The sequence below is a fragment of the Massilia pseudoviolaceinigra genome (assembly GCF_030846505.1).
GTDB classification, from domain to species: Bacteria; Pseudomonadota; Gammaproteobacteria; order Burkholderiales; family Burkholderiaceae_D; genus Telluria_A; species Telluria_A violaceinigra.
Window position 1 is genome coordinate 24,662 of sequence record NZ_JAVCWL010000013.1, and the last position, 21,134, is coordinate 45,795.

The 21,134-nt window shown below is 65.2% G+C and carries 15 protein-coding genes; 6 read left to right on the forward strand and 9 right to left on the reverse strand.

Going from position 1 to position 21,134, the window contains the following annotated elements; translation table 11 throughout:
* Nucleotides 1-897: a polysaccharide deacetylase family protein gene (locus tag RBA40_RS14235; RefSeq protein ID WP_306648476.1), complete on the reverse strand. Its 897-nt coding sequence runs from the start codon at nucleotides 895-897 to the stop codon at nucleotides 1-3.
* A 183-nt stretch (nucleotides 898-1,080) separates the two neighbouring features.
* Here RBA40_RS14235 and RBA40_RS14240 point away from each other — a divergent pair, with 183 nt between their 5' ends.
* A complete protein-coding gene (locus tag RBA40_RS14240) occupies nucleotides 1,081-2,145 on the forward strand; it encodes a glycosyltransferase family 4 protein (protein WP_306648477.1) in 1,065 nt (354 codons plus the stop codon).
* Nucleotides 2,146-2,168: 23 nt separating this feature from the next.
* Here the strand turns inward: RBA40_RS14240 and RBA40_RS14245 are convergent, their stop codons facing one another.
* The 4 genes from RBA40_RS14245 to RBA40_RS14260 form a co-directional block, all read right to left on the reverse strand.
* Complete coding sequence (locus tag RBA40_RS14245) at nucleotides 2,169-3,353, reverse strand: TIGR03088 family PEP-CTERM/XrtA system glycosyltransferase (RefSeq protein ID WP_306620250.1); 1,185 nt, start codon at nucleotides 3,351-3,353, stop codon at nucleotides 2,169-2,171.
* Nucleotides 3,354-3,473: 120 nt separating this feature from the next.
* Nucleotides 3,474-4,241, reverse strand: coding sequence for an XrtA-associated tyrosine autokinase (locus RBA40_RS14250; protein WP_306648478.1), 768 nt, complete (start codon nucleotides 4,239-4,241; stop codon nucleotides 3,474-3,476).
* A 16-nt stretch (nucleotides 4,242-4,257) separates the two neighbouring features.
* Nucleotides 4,258-5,787: an XrtA system polysaccharide chain length determinant gene (locus RBA40_RS14255; protein ID WP_306648479.1), complete on the reverse strand. Its 1,530-nt coding sequence runs from the start codon at nucleotides 5,785-5,787 to the stop codon at nucleotides 4,258-4,260.
* 370 nt (nucleotides 5,788-6,157) lie between these two features.
* Entirely contained in the window at nucleotides 6,158-7,099 is a 942-nt protein-coding gene (locus RBA40_RS14260) for an EDSAP-1 family PEP-CTERM protein (protein ID WP_306648480.1), read from the reverse strand.
* 306 nt (nucleotides 7,100-7,405) lie between these two features.
* Here RBA40_RS14260 and RBA40_RS14265 point away from each other — a divergent pair, with 306 nt between their 5' ends.
* A complete protein-coding gene (locus RBA40_RS14265) occupies nucleotides 7,406-8,173 on the forward strand; it encodes an N-acyl amino acid synthase FeeM domain-containing protein (protein ID WP_306648481.1) in 768 nt (255 codons plus the stop codon).
* On the forward strand, nucleotides 8,160-9,851 hold the full coding sequence (locus RBA40_RS14270) for an FAD-binding oxidoreductase (protein ID WP_306648482.1): 1,692 nt from the start codon (nucleotides 8,160-8,162) through the stop codon (nucleotides 9,849-9,851). The genes RBA40_RS14265 and RBA40_RS14270 overlap by 14 nt, the downstream gene beginning before the upstream one ends.
* Before the next feature lie 387 nt (nucleotides 9,852-10,238).
* Here RBA40_RS14270 and prsT read toward each other — a convergent pair whose 3' ends face one another.
* Nucleotides 10,239-13,028, reverse strand: coding sequence for an XrtA/PEP-CTERM system TPR-repeat protein PrsT (gene prsT, locus RBA40_RS14275; RefSeq protein ID WP_306648483.1), 2,790 nt, complete (start codon nucleotides 13,026-13,028; stop codon nucleotides 10,239-10,241).
* Between the two features lie 357 nt (nucleotides 13,029-13,385).
* On the opposite strand from prsT, the gene RBA40_RS14280 reads away from it, so the two are divergent.
* Nucleotides 13,386-14,444 (forward strand): SDR family oxidoreductase, encoded by a 1,059-nt coding sequence (locus RBA40_RS14280; protein ID WP_306648484.1) that lies wholly within the window; start codon nucleotides 13,386-13,388, stop codon nucleotides 14,442-14,444.
* 155 nt (nucleotides 14,445-14,599) lie between these two features.
* On the opposite strand, the gene RBA40_RS14285 is transcribed toward RBA40_RS14280, so the two are convergent.
* The 3 genes from RBA40_RS14285 to RBA40_RS14295 are packed head-to-tail and all read right to left on the reverse strand — an operon-like array spanning nucleotide 14,600 to nucleotide 19,142.
* Complete coding sequence (locus tag RBA40_RS14285) at nucleotides 14,600-15,979, reverse strand: SpoVR family protein (protein WP_306648485.1); 1,380 nt, start codon at nucleotides 15,977-15,979, stop codon at nucleotides 14,600-14,602.
* Nucleotides 15,976-17,145 carry a DUF444 family protein gene (locus RBA40_RS14290; protein WP_306648486.1) on the reverse strand — a complete coding sequence of 390 codons (1,170 nt, stop codon included), beginning with the start codon at nucleotides 17,143-17,145 and terminating at the stop codon, nucleotides 15,976-15,978. Before RBA40_RS14290 ends, RBA40_RS14285 begins: the two co-directional genes overlap by 4 nt.
* Nucleotides 17,146-17,165: 20 nt before the next feature.
* The gene (locus RBA40_RS14295) at nucleotides 17,166-19,142 is read right to left on the reverse strand and encodes a serine protein kinase (RefSeq protein ID WP_306648487.1); all 1,977 of its coding nucleotides are present in this window, start codon (nucleotides 19,140-19,142) and stop codon (nucleotides 17,166-17,168) included.
* A gap of 235 nt (nucleotides 19,143-19,377) precedes the next feature.
* Here RBA40_RS14295 and RBA40_RS14300 point away from each other — a divergent pair, with 235 nt between their 5' ends.
* Nucleotides 19,378-19,881 (forward strand): pyridoxamine 5'-phosphate oxidase family protein, encoded by a 504-nt coding sequence (locus tag RBA40_RS14300; protein ID WP_099879016.1) that lies wholly within the window; start codon nucleotides 19,378-19,380, stop codon nucleotides 19,879-19,881.
* Between the two features lie 14 nt (nucleotides 19,882-19,895).
* Entirely contained in the window at nucleotides 19,896-21,128 is a 1,233-nt protein-coding gene (locus tag RBA40_RS14305) for a DUF445 domain-containing protein (protein WP_306648611.1), read from the forward strand.
* The last annotated feature ends 6 nt before the right edge of the window (nucleotides 21,129-21,134 follow it).

Here is a 21,134-nt window from a genome sequence, read left to right on the forward strand (position 1 = left end):
TCAGGCGCGCGTGAACAGGTTGCCGGCGATGCGCAGCAGGAAGGCGCCGCCGCCGGCGTGCTCGCACGGCGCGATGCGCGGCAGCGCGAACAGGTCGCTGCCGCTGCGGGCCGCGCCCGGGCCCATGCCGACGGCCGCTTCGAAGCCCTGGGCGCGCAGCATGAGGCCGTGGCGGTGCTCGAAATCCTGGCCCGGCTTGCCGCTGGGATAGGCGAACAGCCGCACCGGCGCTTGCAGGATGTCTTCGATGCGCCCGCGCCCTTCGGCGATCTCGGCACGGGCGGCGGCGTTGGACAGGCTGGCCAGCGCCGTGTGGTGCAGCGGATGGGCGCCGATCTCCATGCCGGCCCGGTGCAGGGCCAGCAGCTGGTCGGAACTGAGCATGGTCGGGGTGACGCGGCGCGCCATCGAGCGCGCGCGCAAAAGCCGTTCGTGCGGGGGCAGCAGGCGCAGGGCGGCCAGCAGCGTCTCGATGACGGCGCGGCGGCGCTGCGGGCAGCCGATGTCGTAGCTGGCAAAGCCGCTGCGCGCCAGGTTCAGGCGCTCGCCGGGCGCGTTGCGCACCACCTCGGTGACGATGTCGCTCCAGGTGCAGCCGCCGTCGAGATAGCTGGCGGCGACGAAAAACGTGGCCGGCACGCCGTAGCGCTGCAGCAGCGGCAGGGCCACGGAGGCGTGCTCGGCGTAGCCATGGTCGAAGGTGAGGCAGGCGCTGCGTGGCGGCAGGGTGCCGTCGGCCAGGTGCGCCACGGCGCGCGAGAGCGGCATCAGGCGGAACCAGCGCGTCAGCAGGCGCAGGTGCTGCTCGAAGCGGCGCGCGTGCAGGCACTCGGGAAACAGCGGATCGGGCGCGGCCAGCACACGCTGGTAGATCAGGATGGAGAGCGGTGCGCGCATGTGATTTTCTTTGGCGAAACTAATTGACTTCCATCAATGAACCGCCTGTGCCCATCGGTACACTGGACTTTTAAGCTGAGGCAATACTAAATCAGCGCAGATGGCGGCTTGTTGAGCATTCTCATGCCGCCCGCGTTGCTGATGCACTGGGGCCCGGCCCATGTTTGACAAACGGAGGCGTGCATGCGTATCGGTATCTTGTCTTATCCCATGCTGTTCGAGCGCGACGATGGCGTTCAGCAACAGGTCCGCGAAACCATCCGCGCGCTGGTGCAGCTGGGCGCCCAGATTGACTCGTCGATCGAGGTGGAGGTGATCAATCCGCACGCCACGCGGATCGATGAATTCGACCTGATCCACGTGTTTTCGGCCACCCAGGGCAACCACCGGCTGGTGGACGCAGCCGCGGAGCAGGGCGTGCCGGTGGTGCTCACCCCGCTGATTTCGCCCGGCTGGGACCGCGCCAGCGGCACCAGCGCGCGCGCCGGCGACCACCGGCTGGGCAACCTGACGGCGTGGAATGTGCAGACCGGCTATGCCCGCACCCGGCGCGCGCTGCAGCAGGCCAGCCTGATCGTGGCGCTGGGCGAGGCCGAGAAACAGGCCATTGGGGCGGGTTTCCTGATCGATGGCGGGAAGGTGCGGGTGCTGCCGAACGGGGTCAATCCGGCTTTGCTGGAGGCCGATGGCGAGCTGTTTCGCAAGCGCACCGGGATCAGCGGGCCGTATGCGCTGATGGCCGGCCCCATTTCGCCGTACCAGAACCAGCTGGCGATGGCGCAGGCGATGGGCGCGCTGTCGCTGCCGCTGGTGCTGGTGGGCGAGGCGGGCGAACGCGACCAGGATTACCTGCGCCAATTGCGCGCCGTGCGCGGGGTGACTTGCCTGGGCGCGCTGCGCCAGGATGGGCCGATGCTGGCCAGTACGTATGCGGGAGCGTCGGTGTTCCTGCCGCCGGGCGAGGGGCAGGGCGCGCCGCTGGCGGTGCTCGATGCGCTGGCGGCCGGTACGCCCGTGCTGATGGCGCACGATACGCCTTTCAGCCTGGGCGGGGGCGATTTCGCGCTGGTGCGGGTGGACTGGAACGATACCGATGCGCAGCAGCGCGCAGTGCTGCGCCTCCTGGTGTCGCCGCCGCGCGAACAGGTGCGCGCGCTGGTGCGCAGCTGCACCTGGGAGCGGGTGGCGCGCCAGCTGGCCGCCTGCTACGCGGACGCGGGCGCGCTGCGCCAGGCGGCGCTGGTCTAGGCCGGGGCGGCAAGCCGGGGGCGCTAGGAGTGCGGCGCCGGCCCCGGGCACGGCCCGTGCGGATGGGTCAGCGCGTCGTACACGCGCAGGTAGCCGCGCGCCATTTCCGGCAGGCTGTGGTTGGCGATGACGTGGCTGCGCGCGCGCATGCCGTGGCGCGCGCCCATGTCGGGGATGCGGCAATAGTCGGCGATGGCGGCGGCCATCAGCTCGGGCGAACGGGGCGGCACCAGAATGCCGGTGAAGCCCGGATGCACCAGCACCGGATTGCCGCCCACGGCGGTGGCCACCACCGGCAGGCCGCTGGCCATGGCTTCGAGGATGGTGTTGGAACTGCCTTCGGCCAGCGAAGGCAGCACGAACAGGTCCATGGCGCGCAGCAACTGGGCGATATCGGTGCGCTCGCCCGGCAGCCAGGCGCGGTGCGCGGCGCCGGCGCGGGTGAGGGTGTCGAGGCAGGCGGCGCGCTGCGGGCCGTCGCCCACGATCAGGAGTCGCATGCGCTGGTGCGCCGGGTGCGGCGAGGCGATCAGGCGCAGGAAGGCTTCGACCAGGGTGCCGTAATCCTTGACTTCATCCATGCGGCCGACGCTGCCGATGACGAAGGCGTTATCCTGCATGAAACCGGCCGGTCCGACTGCGGCCGGCGGGCCCAGGCGCGGGTGAAACTGGATGCTGTCGACCCCGTTCGCGATCTGCGACACCTTTTGCGGCTCGGCGCCGACGCTGTCGATCAGCCAGTGTTCGAGGTCGGCGCTGACGGCGATGAAGTGGCCGATCAGCGGACGCAGCAGGCGGCGCAACAGCTTGTACTTGAGGCGCTTGCCGTACAGGTCGCTCATGTCGCGGCCATGCTCGCCGTGCACGCGCAGCTTGACCCCGGCCAGGGCGGCCACCAGCTGGCCTTCGATGCCGCACAGGTTGCGCGTGTGGATCAGGTCCGGCTGCAGCGCGCGCAGGGCGCGGAACAGGCGCAGGTAATGGCCCCAGTCCTTGCCTTCGCGCTTGTTCAGGCTGATGATCTCGACCCCGCGCGTCTTGATGTGGGCGTGATACTCCGAATAATCCTTGAGGCAGACAATGGCGTGCCGGTAGCGGTCCGGCGGCATGTGCTTGATCAGGTTGATCAAGCCGTTTTCGAGGCCGCCGATGTCGAGCTGGTGGATCAGGTGCACCACAAGACGGGGTGGTTCGAGGAAAGTTGTCATGGTCGACTCCGCAAAAGTTGATCGGGCGAACGGGGAGAATCGGGACGGGCGCGCTGTCAGGCCGCACGGTACCGGCCTGGTCCGGATGCCAGCGCCGGCGTCGGCTCGCGCCAGCGCTGGCTAGTCGTAATAGCCGTGGTAGTGCTCGCCCGGGAAGGCGCGTGCCTTGTTGCAAATGAGGTCGACGCGGGCGCAGTTGTCGAGCCGGGCCAGCGCATCCTTGACCTGGCGCTGGGTGGTTGTTTCGGACTCGACCACCATCACCACCTGGCCCATTTGCGACGCCAGCACTCCCGCTTCCGTGGTCAGCAGCAAGGGCGGCGAATCGAAGATGACGATCCGGTCCGGATAGCGGCTGGCGATTTCGGAGAGCAGCTTGCTCATTGCATGGCTGGCCAGCAGTTCGGTGGCGTGCTTGTTGTTGCGGCCCGCCGGGAGCAGGCTCAAGGTCGGGATATTGGTCTTGAGGATCACTTCCGACAGACTCAGGTCGTTCCCCAGCAGAATATCCATCAAGCCCAGTCCGGGCGCCAGACCCAGCACCCTCAGCACCGAGGGCCGCGCCACGTCGGCGTCGATCAGCAGCACCGTGTGGTCTTTTTCCATGGCGATGCTCATCGCCAGGTTGATCGCGCAGTAGGTCTTGCCTTCGCCGGGCAGGGCGCTGGTGACGACGATCAGATTGCCGTGCCGCACGCCGCCGGAGACCGCCGCGCGCGCATTGCGCAGCAAGGGCCGCTTGATGATGCGGAAATCCTCGGCCACGCTGGTACGCCCGCCATCGTGGGTGACCATGCCCATCTGGTGCAGGCGCGCCAGGTTGATGTCGACGTCGCGCGCCGGCTCGGCGCTGTGGCCGTCGGCGGGCGCAATGAGGGAACTGTCCACGTTGTACTCCCTGAGGTTAACCCGTAAGAAATCCGGATAGCATGACCGCGCCGTACAGGCTCAGCAGGCCAGCGAAAGCCAGCCCGAGCAGGTACTGGCCGCGCCGCAGCTTGCGCCGTTCGGCATCGGTCCAGCTCATCGAGACCGTGCCGATCACATTGAGTCCGGTGATTTCGCGCAGCGCGCTCGGGCTGACGAAGGTCGGACGGACCTGGCTGATCAGGAACGCCACGCCCAGCCCGGCGCACAGCGCGATGACCAGCACCCCGCTGTAGAACAGGCGGCGGTTGGGGCCGACCGGGGCGACCGGCATGGTGGGCGGATCGATGATGCGGAAGGTCATCATTTCGGTCGAGGAACTCAGATCGCCCGACAGCTTGGCCGACTCGCGCCGCGCGATCAGCTTTTCGTAGTTATCCTTGTTGATCTCGTAGTCCCGGTTGAGCTGGGCCAGCTGCGATTCGACTTCGGGCACGGCATTGCTCTGCTCCTGCAAGCGGTCGTGGCGCACACTGTATTCGTGCACGCGCACGCGCATGGCCGCCACCTTGGCGTCCGCTTCGGTCAGGGCCACCTTGAGCTGCTGCAGCATGGGACTGTAGAAGCGGCCGGGGTCGCCGTCGCGCTCGGCCTGCTTGCTCTCCTCGATCTTGCGCGCTTCGAGCTGGGCCAGCAGGCGGCGCGCGGCGATCACGTCCGGGTGCAGGTCGGTGTACTGCAGGCGCAGGGTGTCGAGATTCTTGTTGATCGCGGCCATGCGCGCATCGATGTCGGGATTGACGATAGTGCGCGCACGCGCGGCAACGCCGGCCGGCTGCGGATCGCCATTGATGCGCGCCTGGATCGCCAGGCGCGCCTGTTCGGCTTCGAGCAGGTCGATGCGCGCGGTGCTGAGCGCGTCGCTGGCAATGGCCAGCTGGGCGCTGTAATCGACGCCCTGGCGCGGCAGCAGGGCGCTGTTGCGCAGCTTGAATTCCTTGACCGTGTTTTCGGCCGCCACCAGGCGCTGCTCGTAATTCTTGATCTGCTCGTCGATGAAACGGATGGCTTGCTGCGAATCGCCCTTCTTGCCCTTGAAGCTGCCTTCGAGGAAGATGGTCAGCAGCGATTGCACCACGTCGTGCACCTGCTTCGGATTGTCGCCGCCGTAAGTGATCGAGTAGATATCGTTGGTGCTGGTGCCGGTGATTTTCAGGCGCGCGGCCAACTCCTCGACCTGGCTTTCGCGCTGGCGCGGCGTGGTGGCGTCGACGTCGAGGTCGACCATGCGCAGCACGCGCTCCAGGTTCGGGCGGCTGAGCAGGGTGCGGCTCATGATCGAGACTTGCTGCTGCACGTTCGGGATGCTGGTCATGCCCGCCATCAGCGGCTTGAGGATGCTTTGCGTATCGACGAACACGCGCGCCGAACTCTGGTAGTCGTTCGGCAAGCGCAGTACGACGATCCAGCCGGCGCCCGCCACCACCCACATGACGCCGACGGCGAGCCAGCGATATTTCCAGATGCCCCTTGCATGCAGCAGCATCTGGCTGATGAAGTCCTCCATATCGTGTGGGTCTCCGTAAGTCGGGCAGCGATCGGAAGGGCACCTGCCAGCTTCACTACGCGTTCGATTATATGTCTGAGGAAACAGTAAGATTCCGCTGATCACGGCCGCGTTGATTCGCGTCAAGGGGCGGAAAAAGCGGATGTCCGCGGCACCCTCGTGCAAAAAAAAACAGCCCGGTCAGGAGCGCTCCTGACCGGAAAAATGCAGGCTGCCAACGAGCCGTGCATCAGGATCCCCGCCGGGCATCCGGCGCCCGCATCCCCGGCCGGCGCGGACGGCGCAGCAGCGGTTGCGGACCCTGCGATGGCTTCGGACGACCAAGCCATCTTCTTCTTATTTGCATCGTGTTCGGCTTACTTGCGGCGGCTTACTTGCGGCGGCGTGCCAGCAGCGACATGCCCAGCAGGCCGAGGCCGAAAATCGCCAGGCTGCCCGGTTCCGGCACCGCCACCGTGTCCTGCAGCGCATTGGCCAGGGTGGTCTGGTTGATCGTCAGCTGGTACGTGTCGACCTTGTTGAGCCAGGGCGTGACCGCCGAGAAGCTCATCTTGCCCGGGTTATAGGTCGACATGCCGGGGAAGCTGTCGGTGCGGCTGACATTCCCAAAGCTGTTCAGTTCGCCCGGCTGATAGGCGAACACGACCTGCCCGGTACTCATGTTCATGATGTTCATGCTCCACGACAGGCGCGCGATGGCATTGGTCTCCATACCAGCGCCGGTACTGGCATAGGCCTGGGTGAAAGGCGTGCCGTCGAAGGCGATGGTCATGGTTTCGCCCACGCCGAGAGTGAAGTTGAACGAGGTCGAGGTGCCCACGTCGGAGTCGCCGGCGGCCTCGCCATCGGTCGCCAGGGAGGCGTCGGCGCGCGTTTCGGCGCGCACGCCGGCTTCTTTCGTGCCGATGCTCATGGCGCTGCCGGTCATGTTCTGGTCGGCGTAGCCGAAGGTGCCGGGCACTGGTGGCGGGCCGGAAAAGGCGGTGAAGTTGTTTTCGGCGCGCGGCGGATTGGGCAGTCCGACAAACTGATGGGCGACGTCGGGCGCGGTGCCGCTGAGGATGCCGCGGTTTTGCGGTTTTGCGGCCAACACCACGCCGTCGAGGGAGGCGGTGGCATGGGCCGAATTGGTGCCGTCGAGCATAGTGAAATCCGTCGACTTGAAGGCAGCACCGCTGGAATGGAGCAGGCGGAAATTGTCGACAACGAGGACGGCCTGGGCAAATGCATCGGCGCGCGCACCGTTCATGGCGGCCAGGCAAAGGCCGGCAATCGCCGCGTTTTTCAACAGTGATGTCGGGACTAGTTTCATAGTGAACTCTCCGGTGGGGATGAAGTGGGGAAGCGTCGACAGCTTGCGGCGCCGCCGTGCCTACCCTGTATGCAGCAAGCGTGCCAGCTCGATTTCACTCATGAAATCAACGACTTGCGAATCCGATCTCGGCAGTTACGCCGGTTCCGGGCGGGTCTGCCAAAATTCCCGACGCCGCGCGTTTGTTGCAGAACAATGGCGCGCGGGACAGCGTGAACTTCCGTACGGATGGCCCTGTCTGACCTACACAACTTTGCGCGCGGGCTGGCAGGCGGCACGCACGATCACGTGGAAGGAAAGAGAGCCATGTTTCAAGACGAGCTACCGATTGCAACGTTCGAGATGCCGGCGGGCTTACGCGAGCCGGACGGGGGCGTCGCCACGGCGACGGAACCCGATCCGGGCCAGGCAATGCAGGCATTTCATATCCGCCTGGCCAATTCGGCGGGACGGCGCGAAGCCGCCAGCCTGCTGATCCGCAAGATGTACGGCTGGCGCGGCTACGCCTTCGAGCCCAGCCTGCATCACGACCCGCACAAGGTCACCCTGTACGCGGAAACGGGCGGGGTGCTGGTCGGCACCATGAGCCTGTGCCTGGACAGCGAATTCCGGCTGCCGGCCGATGACAATTTTCGCGACAAGCTCGACCTGCTGCGCAGCCAGGGACGGCGCTTGTGCGAGCCGTCGCGCCTGGCGATCGACAAGGGCGTGACCAAGCGCGTGTTCGCTTCGCTGATCCATATCTCTTATCTGTACTCGCACAAGCTGCATGGGTTCACCGATTACGTGATCGAGGTCAATCCGCGCCACGTGATGTTCTACAAACGCATGCTGGGCTTTAGCGACTTCGGCAGCGAGCGCCCGTGCCACCGGGTTGGCGCGCCCGCCGTGCTGCTGCGCCTGCCGCTGGCGGAAATGGGCGAGCAGATCCGCAAATGGGGCGGGCTCATGGAGCAGCATGGCGAGGAGCGCTCCTTTTATCCCTACTTCTTTCCGCAGCATGACGAGCCGGGCATTACCGCGCGCCTGAACGGCGGGTATCACGCCACTGGAGGCCGCGATGCGTATTATTGAGGAGCAAAAATTCCGACACGAGCAGCCTGATTCCGGGTGGAAGCGCGGCGTGCTGGCGGCGCTGCGTCTCATCGTCGGCGCCGAGCATGCCAGCGACGACCCGGCCGCGCTGCGGCGCTACACCTGCAGCACGGCCGCGCGCAGCACCGTGCCGCTGGCGGTGGTGCGCCCGGGTACGCAGGCCGAGGTGGTCGCGCTGGTGCGGCTGGCCGGGGCGCGCACGCTGCCGCTGTATCCGCTCAGCACCGGACGCAACTGGGGCTACGGCGACGCCTGCGCGGTGGGCGACGCCCAGCTCATCGTCGACCTGGGCAGGATGAACCGCATTGTCGAAGTGGACGCCGAACTCGGCTACGCGGTGATCGAACCGGGCGTGACCCAGCAACAGTTGTCGGATTATTTGCACAGCGAAAAACTGAACTGGTGGATCGATTGCACCGGTGCCGGCCCCGACACCAGCTTCATGGGCAATATCCTGGAACGCGGCTTCGGTCACTCGCCGTACGGCAACCGGCTGCAGCACGTGTCCGGCATGCACATCGTACTGGCGAGCGGCGAGGTGCTGGCGACCGGCTTCGGCCACTATCCGCAGGCGCGTGCGGCCCATCTGTTTCCTTATGGTGTAGGGCCGTTTCTGGACGGGATGTTCACGCAGTCCAATTTCGGCATCGTCACGCGCATCGGCATCTGGCTGCAGCCCGCCGCCGACTGCGTGAACCATTTTCTGTGCACGATGTCTGAACATGAAGATATCGGTCCCGTAGTCGATGCACTGCGCCCCCTGCGCATGAACGGCACGCTGCGCAGCATTGTTCATATTGGCAATGACTTGCGCGTGATTTCGGGCGGCCGCGTGTTTCCCCGATCGCTGGCGCCGGATCAGGCCTGCCTGCCGCCGGCGGTGCGTGGCAGCTTGCGCGAGGCGGCGGCGGTTGGCGCATGGACGGTGTCGGGGGCGCTGTACGGAAGTGCCGCGCAGGTGGCTGCTGCCCGCGCGGCAATCAAGGCAGCCTTGCGCGGCACGCGCGCGCGGACAGCGTTCTTGAGCGAACGCAAACTGCGCTGGGGCGCTGCCATGGCGCGGGTTCTTGGATCGTCGCGGCCCGGCTTGCGCTTGCGCGCGCAGGTCGGCCTGGGCGAGGCGCTGTTTGCCATGAATCGCGGCAAGCCGAACGGACGCTTTCTCGCCGGCGCTTACTGGCGACGGCGCGAGGCGCTGCCACCCGGCTTTCCGCACAAGGCTGATCCGGCACTGGATAACTGCGGCATGCTCTGGATTTCGCCGGTGCTGCCGCTGCGCGGGAACGATGTGCTGAACTTGCACACGCTGGTCGAGCCGCTGTTCGCCGCGCACGGGTTTGATTTGTTCGTCACGTTCAGCATGATCAACGAACGCGCGCTGGGCGCGGTATTAACGATTGCCTATGACAAGGAGGATGAGGCCGAGGTGGCCCGGGCGAGGGAGTGCTACCAGGCGGTGTTCGAGAGCGTGATGGAGGCTGGCTACATTCCTTATCGCGTCGGCAACCAGTCGATGGCTGCGCTCGATCCGGGCGGCGATGTGTACTGGAACACCGTGGCCCGGATCAAGGCAGCGCTTGACCCGGACGGGCTGATCGCCCCCGGACGCTACGAGCCGGGCCGTGCGAAGGGGCTGGTGGCGGGCGGCACGGGCTGAACGGATAGCGTGCTGCGGCAAACTGACGGGTTTTTCCGATTGGCGATTGTGGCTCGGACTCGACGGATTGCTTGCGTCGGACACCAAGGTCCCTTGGAACGTGGACAAGCGAGAACGCAGACTATCGGCCCTGGGGGCTGGAGAGGAGGTATTGCCGCGCACAGCCGGCGCGTCGCCCGGTATGGAGTCCATTGGCCCAAATGGCCGGAAAGGGGGCAATTGCCGCGCACAAACCTTGCGTGGCTGGGTAAGGAGGCAAGCCAGTCCGGAGCACTTGCCTGCTCCGGACGCGGCCTATCGTCGCACTGCCGCGCAGCGTGTCGTGCCCGATTGAACTGCCCGTGGGCAGTTCGACGGCTGACATGCCCGGCTGCGCACGGCGCGTGATTACAGCGTGCGCAGCAGCGCGGCTGCCTCTTCGTGATGCGCTGAACGCTGCGGTTGCGCCAACAAGCGCTCCAGCTCGCGCCGCGCAGCCCGTTTGTCGCCCGCGCGCGCCAGAGCCGTGCTGAAATGGAAGTGGATATTCCCGGCTGCGGGCGCCAGCGCGCTAGCCTTCTGCAACAGGGGCAGGGCGCGCGCCAGATTGCCGCGTTCGGTGTAGATCCAGCCCAGGGTGTCGAGCACGGCAGGGTTTCCCGGCGCCAGCGCGTGAGCGCGCTCGGCGAAAGCTTGCGCGCGGCTGTCGCCGTTCTGCTGACAAGCCCAGGCGAGGTCGTTCAACGCGATGACATTGTCCGGCTCGACCTTGAGCACGGCTTCCAGATGGCCGATGGCGGCCTTGTAGTTGCCCGCGACGAGCTTGCTGCTGGCATAGTACAGCCGCGCCGGGACATCGGCCGGCCGGTCGCGGAACCAGTTGGCCATGCGCCCATCGGCGTCGGCGGCGCGGCCGAGTTTGTGCAGAGCGCCATGTATCTGGATCAGCAGCCCGCCATCGGGCTTGCGTTCAAACGCGCGCTCCCAGGCAGCGAGCGCGCCGGCATGCTGGCCTTGGGCCGCGAGCGCGTCGCCTTCGAGCTTGTATCCATTGGCCGACTCCGGTTTGCGCTGCTGGACATCACGGGCCAGCGCGCGCGCTTCGGTAAATTTTTGTTGCCTGACCAAGATATTGAGCATGGTCAACTGTGCATCGAACAGGTTCGGGTCGATGGTGAGCGACTGGCGCAGGGAGGTGAGGGCGGCATCATCCTCGCCTCGTTCCAGTTGCAGGCTTGCCATCCGGACAAGCGGCATGGGCGAGGTCGGTACCAGCGCGGCGAGGCGTGAATAAGCATCAAGGGCCGCGCCCAGATCCTGGTTGAGCACGTAAATCTGCGCCAACATCGCGGTCGCTTCAGGGCTGGAGGGATTGGCTGTTTCCAGCGTGCGTGCCAGCTGCAGCGCTTTAGCCTTGTTGCCCGCCCGCGCATACAGATCGGCAAGGCGCAATCCCAGCGGCAGGGCGTCGGGTTCGATCTGGCGGGCACGCACGAGCCAGGCGAGCGCATCGGCAGTTTTTCCCTCGCGCTGCGCCAGTCCGGCCAGCGCTTCAAGCAGTGCGCGATTGCGTGGCGCTTTCGCGAGTGCCGCTTCGTAGCGCTTGCGGGCGTCGGCGGGTTTGCGCTCGGTCAAGTCGAGCTGCGCCAGGTTGGCCAGCGCGGGCAGATACAGCGGTTCGAGCGCCAGCGCGCGGTTGAAGCTGGCGCGTGCCAGGCTGGCTTCGCGGCGGGCCAGATAGACGCCGCCTTTCAAGTTCTGGACCAGCGGATTGTCGTCGCGCCGTTCCATTTCCTGCACGCTGGCAAGTGCTTTCTCCGTGTTCTTCGCCCGCAGATGCGCCATGACCAGCAGGATGCCGACACGGGGCGCGTTGGCGTCGAGCGCGGCAGCGCGCTCCAGTTCGGCGACGGCGCGACCGGTGTCGCCGCTGCCCAGACGGCTGAGCGCGAGCGAGGTCCGCAAACCGGCAGCCTGGGGCTGCAGGGCGCTGGCCTGCTCGAAAAGAGCGGTGGCGGCGCCGAACTGGCGCGCGCGCAGCCGCGCTTCGCCGGCCAGGGTCAGCAGTTCGACATCGTTCGGATGGTCGGCGAGCAGCGGCGTGAGCAGGTCGAGGGCGGCCTGGGGGGCATTCGCGCGCACCTGCAGTGAACTCATCAGCTTAGTGGCATACACATGGCGCGGATACGCCGCAAGAAACTTCTGCAGATGCTGTTCAGCCTGACCGGTCGCGCCCAAGGCCGACTGCACCGCACCGGCCAGCAGAATCGCCGGGTAGTGGTCGGGCGCAACACGCAGGACTTGCTGCACCGATTGCAGCGACGCGGCCAGTTTCTGCTCGCGGAAGTCGACCATGGCTTGCGCGTAGATGACCGCCAGGGACGCCCCGGCCACCTTGCGCGCCGCGGCAATGGCTTCGCGCGCGGCACTGAAGCGGCCGGCATCGAGGTGCAGATTGGCCACGTCCAGCCGGGCTTGTACGTTGTGCGGCCGCTTGACCAGAATGCGCTCGTGCGCGGCCAGGGCCTGATCGGGCTTGCCCGCGGCGCGCAGCAAGTCGGCGTGAAAGCGCAGGCAATCGATATTGTCGGGATTGGCGGCAAGCGCGCGTCGCATCAGCCTGGCAGCTTCGTCATGCTGGTTGCCGGCCACGGCCAGGCGGGCCATGCCGAGCAGGGCGTCCGGCAAGTCCGGATGCAGCGACAGCGCTTGTGCAAACAGCGCCGTGGCCCCGGCGGGATCGTCGGTCCCCAACAGGGCATGGCCGCGCAAGGCCAGGATCGCGGGACGCTGGGCCGGCGGCGGCGCCGGATCGATGTCGGTCAGCAGGCGCTCATACTGGCCCTGCATCAACAGTGCCTGGCCGATGAGCAGGGGGAGTTCGGGCAAGGCCGCACCGAGGTCGCGCGCGCGCCGCAGCTCTTTTTCAGCCGACGGGGCGTCGCCTTGCTCGAGGTAGACCTCGCCCAGCAGCAGGCGCGCGTCGCGATCGGCGCTGTTTTTCTGTATTGCATTCTTGAGCACGATGACCGCCGCCCGCGCATCGCCCTCGGCGCGAAGCTCCTTGGCCTGCTTCAGCATGGCAGCAGGGTCGGTCTCTTTGCAGCCACCGAGGAGGGTGGCGAACAGCACGGCAAGGGCGACGGCGGTGGCGGTGGCGGCCAAGGGGCGTGGCCACCTGGATAAAGAGTGGGACATAACATTCTCCTGACGGGCCAGGGCACTGGCATCCCTCACAGGGTAGGGTGTCGGTACGGCAAGTCCTTGTGTGGTATCAACGTTTTTCGTTTGTGCAAATGACGGCCTGATCCGTGTGAAGTTGCTGTAAATCAAAAGTTGACAGGCGGTGCTCCGTAGAATTTCTTTGGACGCCGTTTTGTTGCGGCCGGGCACTGCGTTGCAAGGTCTGATTGTGCAAACGTGAGTGCCGCTGTTGCCGGCGTGGTTGGCCGGTGTCCCGATTATTGGCTTCGTGCCGGCCCGAGGCCGATGCGATGCCGCAGTACGCCGCAGACCGCGCCGCGATGGCGCGGTCTGCCCAGTCTGGAGACGTTGATGCCGAGCACCCCTGTAAATAGCCGCTACCAGCATGCCCTCGCCGGTTTGCGCGAGACGCCGCATCACTGGCTCATCACCGGCGTGGCCGGTTTCGTTGGGTCGAATCTGCTGGAAACGCTGCTCCGGCTTGGCCAGCGGGTCACCGGGCTCGACAACCTGATGACCGGCTATCGCGCCAACCTCGCCCAGGTGCGCGCCGTCGTGCCGGCCGAAGCGTGGGCGCGGTTCGACTTCATCGAGGGCGACATCCGCTGCCTGGACAGTTGCCGGCGCGCTTGCCAGGGCGTCGATATCGTGCTGCATCAGGCAGCGCTCGGTTCGGTTGGCCGCTCGATCGCCGATCCGATCCTCACCAGCGACGTCAACCTGATCGGGTTCCTGAACATGCTGGTGGCCGCGCGCGACGCCGGCGTGCGGCGCATCGTGTACGCGGCGTCGAGCGCGACCTATGGCGACCATCCGGGCTTGCCCAAGGTGGAAGACCATATCGGCCGCCCATTATCGCCGTATGCGCTCACCAAGCACGTCAATGAAGTGTATGCGGAGATGTTTGCCCGCTGCTACGGTACCGATGCGATCGGCCTGCGCTACTTCAACGTGTTCGGCCCGCGCCAGGACCCGCGAGGCGAGTACGCGGCCGTCATTCCGCAGTGGTTCGATGCGATGATCCATAACCGTCCGTTGCGCATCAACGGCGATGGCGACAGCAGCCGGGATTTTTGCTTCGTCGACAATGCAGTGCAGGCGAACCTGCTCGCCGGTCTGGTGGACGATCCGGCGGCCGTGAATCAGGTGTACAACGTAGCGGTTAACGCACGTACCAGCCTGAATGAACTGTTCGCCATGATGCGTGCGCTGCTGGCCGAGCGATTTCCGCACATGGAGGGCTACCAGCCGGAATACGGCGCGTTCAGGGCGGGCGACGTGCGTCACTCGCAGGCCGATATCTCAAAAGCTGCGCGCCTGCTCGGCTACCACCCGACGCACCGTCTGGAAGACGGCTTGCATGAGGCGCTGGAATGGTATGTCGCCCATACGGGTGCGCCAGCAGCATGAACGCAATGTCGCCCCAGCGCCCGCAGTGGACGCGCGTAGCCGGATCACCGATGGACGATACGCCAGGGACTGTCCTCTCGGTACGCATCTTGTGCTCGGCCGGCGTCTCGGGCCGCACCCCAATGGCGGCGCGCTCACTGCGGCCCCGTTCATCGTCAAAGTTTTCGTGCCGGCAGCACACGCACCACCCCGCGGAAGTCGACGGTGTGCAATGTCACCGGGCGGCGCCATACCCTTTTCACGTACTCCATCACTGTCTCCGCCTGCGGCAGTTCGAGGCCGCGCCCGTCGCGCAGGTAATCGTGGTGCAGGGCCAGCGCGCCGTCGGGCCCGACCTGGCTGACCGCGATGCACGGCGCGCCATAGTTGAATTTCGGCGCCAGAATCGCTTCGCGGATCTGGTGAATGTCGCGGCTGGCAATTCTGGTATCGCCATCCTGGCGCGTTTCATAGACGAATAGGTCGAGCTTGTCGGCCAGTTCCTTGTCCAGGTAATTGCGCACGAAGCCAAAATCGTCTTCCTCGCGGCAAATCCGGCGCGCCTGTTCCAGGCCGTGCTTGTCGATGATGTGTTCCCACAACGAGAAACCGAGGTGGTACGGGTTGAGCGAGAGCGCAAGCTGCTGGCCGCTGGCGAACGGGCGCACCACGTCCGAATGCGATTTGATTGCCGATACGTACAGATCGTGCGGAAGGAAAGTGGCCTCGCGCAGCAGCCGGGCGTGCCAGTAGGAGGCCCAGCCTTCATTCATGATCTGGCATGCATGGATCGGGTGGAAGTAATAGGCTTCCTCGCGCACTGCCAGGAAAATGTCGCGCTCCCAATCTTCCATCTCGGGCGCATACTGGGCGATGAACCACAGCAGGTCGTATTCGGCCTGGGGTGGCAGCGGCGTTCGTTGTGGCGGATCGTTGCGTGCAGTTTCGACATGCTCGCCGGGCAGCCGGGCGAAGCGGGCGTGGAAATGATCAAACGCGGGACCGGTGCGCGGAGTGAGGAATTCGGGATAGCGCGGCCGGTGCAGCGCTTGATTGATGTCGATATGCGTTTCGAGCGCGAGCGCGGCATCGAGCACCGCTTCGACCCGATCCTGGCCATGCGCGCCAAGCGCGCGTTCGAGGCGGTGCGCCCGGGCCGCGCTCTGTTCGAGGATCTGGCCGCCCGCCATCGCCATGAAGCGCGAAAACAATTGATTGTTCTTGGCGAAATCGGCGTGGCCCAGTACGTGCGCGGTGACCAGCGTATTTTCGGCCAGGGAGTTTTGTTCAAGCATGAACGCGTGGCAGGGGTCGCCGGGAAACATGACTTCAAATATTTTCGAGTGGCCCATGTGCTGGCGCACCAGCTGGTGAATGTAGCGCACGCCAAAGGACCAGTGCCGCATTCGAACAGGCAAACCATAAACAGCAATCTCGACCATGAAATTGCTGGGCACCAGATCGAAGTTGACCGGATGGAAATCCATGCCGAGTTCGATCGCCAGCGCTTCCAGGCGCGCGGAGTAGTCGGCAAGAATGGCGCTGGCGTCGCTCATGGCGCTGCCTCCTTTGCCGCGTGCTCGCCTTCGCTGACAAAGAACTTGCGCAGCGCGCTCCAGACATCGTCCGGATTGCTAAGGACGGTGCTGCCGATAGCGACGCCACGCCGTTGCAACTCATTGCACAGGCGCCGCATCTCGGTTTCCAGCGTGCGCGGCGCGCCAGGCAGCGTTTCGATGTAGCCGGTGTAGTTCAACAGCTTGCCCAGTTCGGTCAGGGCGGCGCTGGTCGCGGTACGGTCTTCGGTAAAATTTTCGCCATCGGATGCGTAAAACATATAGAGATTGTTCTGGGCGGGGTCGAGCTCGGTGCGAATCAGTTCCAGCACCAGGCGGAAGGCGCTCGACGCCATCGTGCCGCCGGTGCCGGTGACCTGGAAGAACTCGCTTTCGGTAAATTCCCAGGCGTGGGTGGTGTGGGCGATGAAGCGCGTCTGGACCCGGGCGTACTGGCGCCGGATGCCTTGCAGCGCGAAGAAAAAGAAGGACTTGGCGAGCTTGCGTTCGTGTTCGCTCATGCTGGCCGAGACATCGATGACGAACAGGATGGTCGCGCTGGTGCTCGGACGCAGCCGCGACACCAGTTGCCGGAAGCGCAGGTCGTCGTTTGTGAAGGGCACCGGATCGGCCTGCACGGCGCGCCGCTTGATGGCTTCCTTGACGGTACGGCGCCGGTCCAGGCGCGAGCGGGCGCCGCGCTTGTCCCAGCCCTCGCGCACCAGTTCCACCTCGTCGATGCGCGCGCTGGTCCTTGGCCTGAGCTCGGGCAGTTTGAGCTCTTCCCATACCCAGTCCATGACGTCGTCGATCGGCAATTCGAGCAGCAGCCGCACTTCGCCGTCCTGATTGCCGCCTTCGCCCGGCGTGCCGCCATCGTCCTCTTCCTCCGGCGAGCCGGGCTGCAGCACATCGCCCGGCTTGCCCACGCCCTGGCCGGCGCCGGTCTGGCTGCGGCTGTCGGCGAGGCGGAAGCGGGTGTGTTCGAGCAGGCGCACCGGCACCTGAACGGTACGTTCCTGCGGACCGGTGATCAGGTCGGGGCCGGCGATGAGCTCGGGCAGGTGGCTGTGCACGGCGTCGCGCACCTTGTCGTTGTGGCGCAGCCAGTCGCGCGCTCCGCGCGAGAACAGGTCGTACCATGCCGTGTTGATCGTCGCCGTCACGCCATCTCTCCAAAACCCGGCTATTCTTGCGCCAGCAGGGTCGTTACGTAGTTCAGCGCTTCGCGCGCGCTGTGGCTGTCGTAGCCGTATTCATCGACCAGCCGCTTCTCGACGGCGGAAATTTTTGTGCGGATGTCGTCATCGGGACGCTTTGCCGAGCTGACCAGCCGCAGCACATCGCGCCGTTGTTCAAACAGATATTGTTGTACCGCGTCGTTCAGTTGAAGATGGCTCTCCAGGCTGAACTTGGTGCCGCGCTTGTAGGCGCCCATCGCCTTGCGTACGACTTCCTGCCGGAACGATTGCTTGCCGGACTCCGAAATATGGATCTTTTCCTCGACCGCGCGCAAAAAGCGCTCGTCGGGCCGCCGCTCTTCATTGGTGATTGGATCCTTGATCTGGCGATTGTCGAGCATGGCTTCAACCTCATCGAGATACTTGTTGAGCAAATCCTGGGCTTCCTGCTCGAACGAGACGAACAGCGCCTTGTGCACGTCTTCCTTGACCCAGCGGTTGTAAAAATCCTTGCGCGTCAGCACCAGGTAATCGACCCATTTGCGCTTTTTCTTGGGGTCGATGCGGGCATCGCTCTCGATTCCATCTTTCAATGCCAGCAGCACGTCCATGGTCGACAGGCTCTTGCGGTTGGACTGGATGATGGCGTTCGACAGCGCATTGATCACGAACCGCGGCGAGACCCCGGCCGGTCCCTCGTCCGGCGCCTTGTCCTTTTCTTTGACACGCCGGACATCGGCGCGGTTCACGCCTTCGACTTCTTCGTTGGCGTGAATGCGCACTTTCTTGACCAGCTCCACGTCCTTCTCATCGCCATCCTGGATGCGGCTCAGGATGGCGAACACGGCCGCCGCGTGCAGTACATGCGGGTCGAGGTGCACGTCGCGAAATGCCGGCGCCGCCGACGAAATGAGTTTTTTGTAGATGCGCGCTTCCTCCTTGTAGTTGAGCGTGTAGGGTACCTGGATGATGACCATGCGGTCGAGCAGCGCTTCGTTTTCGCTCTCTTGCAGGAATTTGCGGAACTCGGCCAGATTGGTGTGCGCCAGGATGGTTTCGTCGAGGTAAATGAGCGGAAAGCGCGACACCTTGACGTTCTTTTCCTGGGTGAGGGTGAGCAGCAGGTACAGGAATTCGCGCTTGACCTTGAGGATTTCGATCATTTCCAGCACGCCGCGGCTGGCCGCGTACACCGCGCCCGACCACGACCATGCGCGCGGATCGCCCTCGTCGCCGTACTGCGCCACCTTGGACAGGTCGACCGAGCCGACCAGATCGGCCAGATCGGCCGTGGTGGGGTCGTGCGGGGCGTAGGTGCCGATGCCGCTGCGCCCGGATTCGGACACGAAGAAGCGTTCGACCGGCATCTGCATGAAGTCGCCGGCGTACTGGTCTTCCAGCCGCGCCCGGCAATGCGGACAGGCCTCGCCGCTGATTTCAATGCCGTAAGTGTTGCGGCAACTGGCGCGCATGGTGTGCGGCACCAGGTGCAGGGGCGATTCGTGCACCGGGCAGCCGCCGATGCCGTACAGCGCGCCGTCGTCGGTGCGGCTGTACTCTTCCAGAGCGCGCTTGAGCAGGATCACGAGGGTCGACTTGCCGCCCGAGGGCGGTCCCAGCAGCAAGAGCAGGCGGCGCCCGACCTCGGAACCGGCGGCGGCCGCCCTGAAGTAGTCGACCACGCGGTCGATGGCGTCGTCGATGCCGAACAGGTCTTCGCCGAACAGGCGGCAGCGGAAGTGGCCGTCGCCCGCGTCGGTACAGGTGGCGCGGATCATGTCCCAGATGTATTGGTGCGAGCTGCGCGCAAGCTGATGCGGCGCGCGCGGCAGCACCTGTTCCATGAACTGGGCAAACGTGCCCGACCAGTGGCCAGCCCGATGCTGGCGCGTGAAGATGCCCAGGCTCTCGATGAATGAGGCATGCGGGTCTTGCACGGTCTCTTGCACGGTCGTCACTGGATCATCGCCGGGAATACTCACGTTGGCTCCTTGTGGGTCTTTTTTCAGTATCAGCGCGCGCTCAATGCGCAGACTGATACACATCAATGTGCGTAATTGAACCTATGGGGAGTTTTTCGAGCTGATGTGTTGAACCGCATCTGACCCCTTGATCCGGCCATCGTGCGGGGTAAGTTCGCTTGCGCACAGAAGCGCATGACTATTGCGATTACGATATAGTTTCTTAATAACCTAGAACAGCGTGAAGGAAAAGCCCATGTCAGCATTTACCCATTCCGATCAAGTGGCTGAACTCAGGTCCAAGATCAAGTCGATTCGCTTCGCCATGTTCACCACCGTCAATGAGCAGGGCCGCCTCATCAGCCGCCCGATGACCAACCAGGAAACCGACAACGACGGCAACCTGTGGTTCTACACGTCCACCGATACCGAACTGTGGGAAGACATCGTGTCGCGCCCGGAGGTGAACGTCAGCTTCGCCGAGCCGGAAGACCATGTGTATGTCTCGGTTAGCGGCCGCGCCGAGCGCATCGTCGACCGCGCCAAGATCAAGGCCATGTGGAACCCGGCGGTCCAGGCCTGGTACCCGCACGGTCCGGATGATCCGCACGTCGTGCTGGTGCGCGTCGTTTCCAGCAGCGCCGAGTACTGGGATTCCAGCGCCGGCAAGGTGGTCAGCCTGTTCGAGATGGCCAAGGCCGTGCTGACCGGCACGACTCCCGACGTCGATCCGGGCGAACACGGCAAGATCAACCTCTGAGCCAGTTGCACTCCGTGCACGAAAGCGAGCAGCAGGCCCGGCTGACGCGCATGCGTCTGATCGCCACCGGCCTGCTGGTGGCGATGGCCGTGCTGTTCGTCGTCGCGCGCCTGCTGGAGCCGCGCCACGCGGCCTTCGCCTTCGTGGGCGCGTTCGCGGAAGCGGCGATGGTCGGCGCGATTGCCGACTGGTTCGCCGTCACCGCCTTGTTCCGCCATCCGCTGGGCTTGCCCATCCCGCATACCGCCATCATTCCCACGAATAAGGAAAAGATCGGCGAGAATCTGGGCAATTTCCTCGAAACGAATTTCATGAGCTACGACGTCGTGCATGCTGAACTGGTGCGCATCGACTTCGCCGGCTCGGCCGCGCACTGGCTGGCGCAGCCCGCCAACAGCCGCGCCGTGGCAGACCAGGCCGTCAGCGCGGTGCCGGTGCTGCTGCGCATGATCGACGACAAGGACGCCGCCGGCTTCCTGCGCGAAGCCCTCTCCGGCGCGCTGGAAGACGTCAAGCTCGCACCCATCCTGTCGCAAGTGTTGTCGGTGCTGGTGGCCGGGCGCCAGCACCATGTGCTGCTGGAGCGTTTGCTCGGGATCGTCTCGGGCGCGCTCGAATCGCACCGTCCGTATATCCGCCAGAAAGTGCACGAGCACAGCCCGCGCTGGCTGCCCCGCGCGATCGACGAGAAATTCTACGAACGCCTGATGGAAGGGGTGCAGAACACCCTGGAAGAAATCCAGGGCGAAGACAGCGAATGGCGCGTGCGTTTCCAGGCTGCCACCGAAGAGCTGATCGACAACCTGGCCCATTCACCCGAGTACGAAGCCAAGTTGCGCGGCTTGCTGGAAAGTAGCCTGAGCCATCCCTTGTTCCGTACCTACGTCGGACAGGTGTGGGAAGACGTACGCGAGCGCTTGCTGGCCGATGCCGAATCGGAAAATTCGCAGCTGTCCGCGCACTTGCAATCGGCCCTGCAAGCCTTCAGCCGGGCGCTGGAGCGCAATCCGGCGATCCAGCAGCGCATCAACGATTGGCTGCGCACCTTCGCCGCCGAGACCATCGTGGCCAAGCGCGAGCTGATCATCGCCCTGGTGCGGCGCGTGATCCGCAGCTGGGATGCGGAAACGATCGCGCGCAAGTTCGAGCTGCATGTCGGGCGCGATCTGCAATATATCCGCATCAACGGCACCATCGTCGGCGGGCTGGTGGGCCTGGCGCTGCATAGCGTCTCGCTGCTGTTTTAATACGGG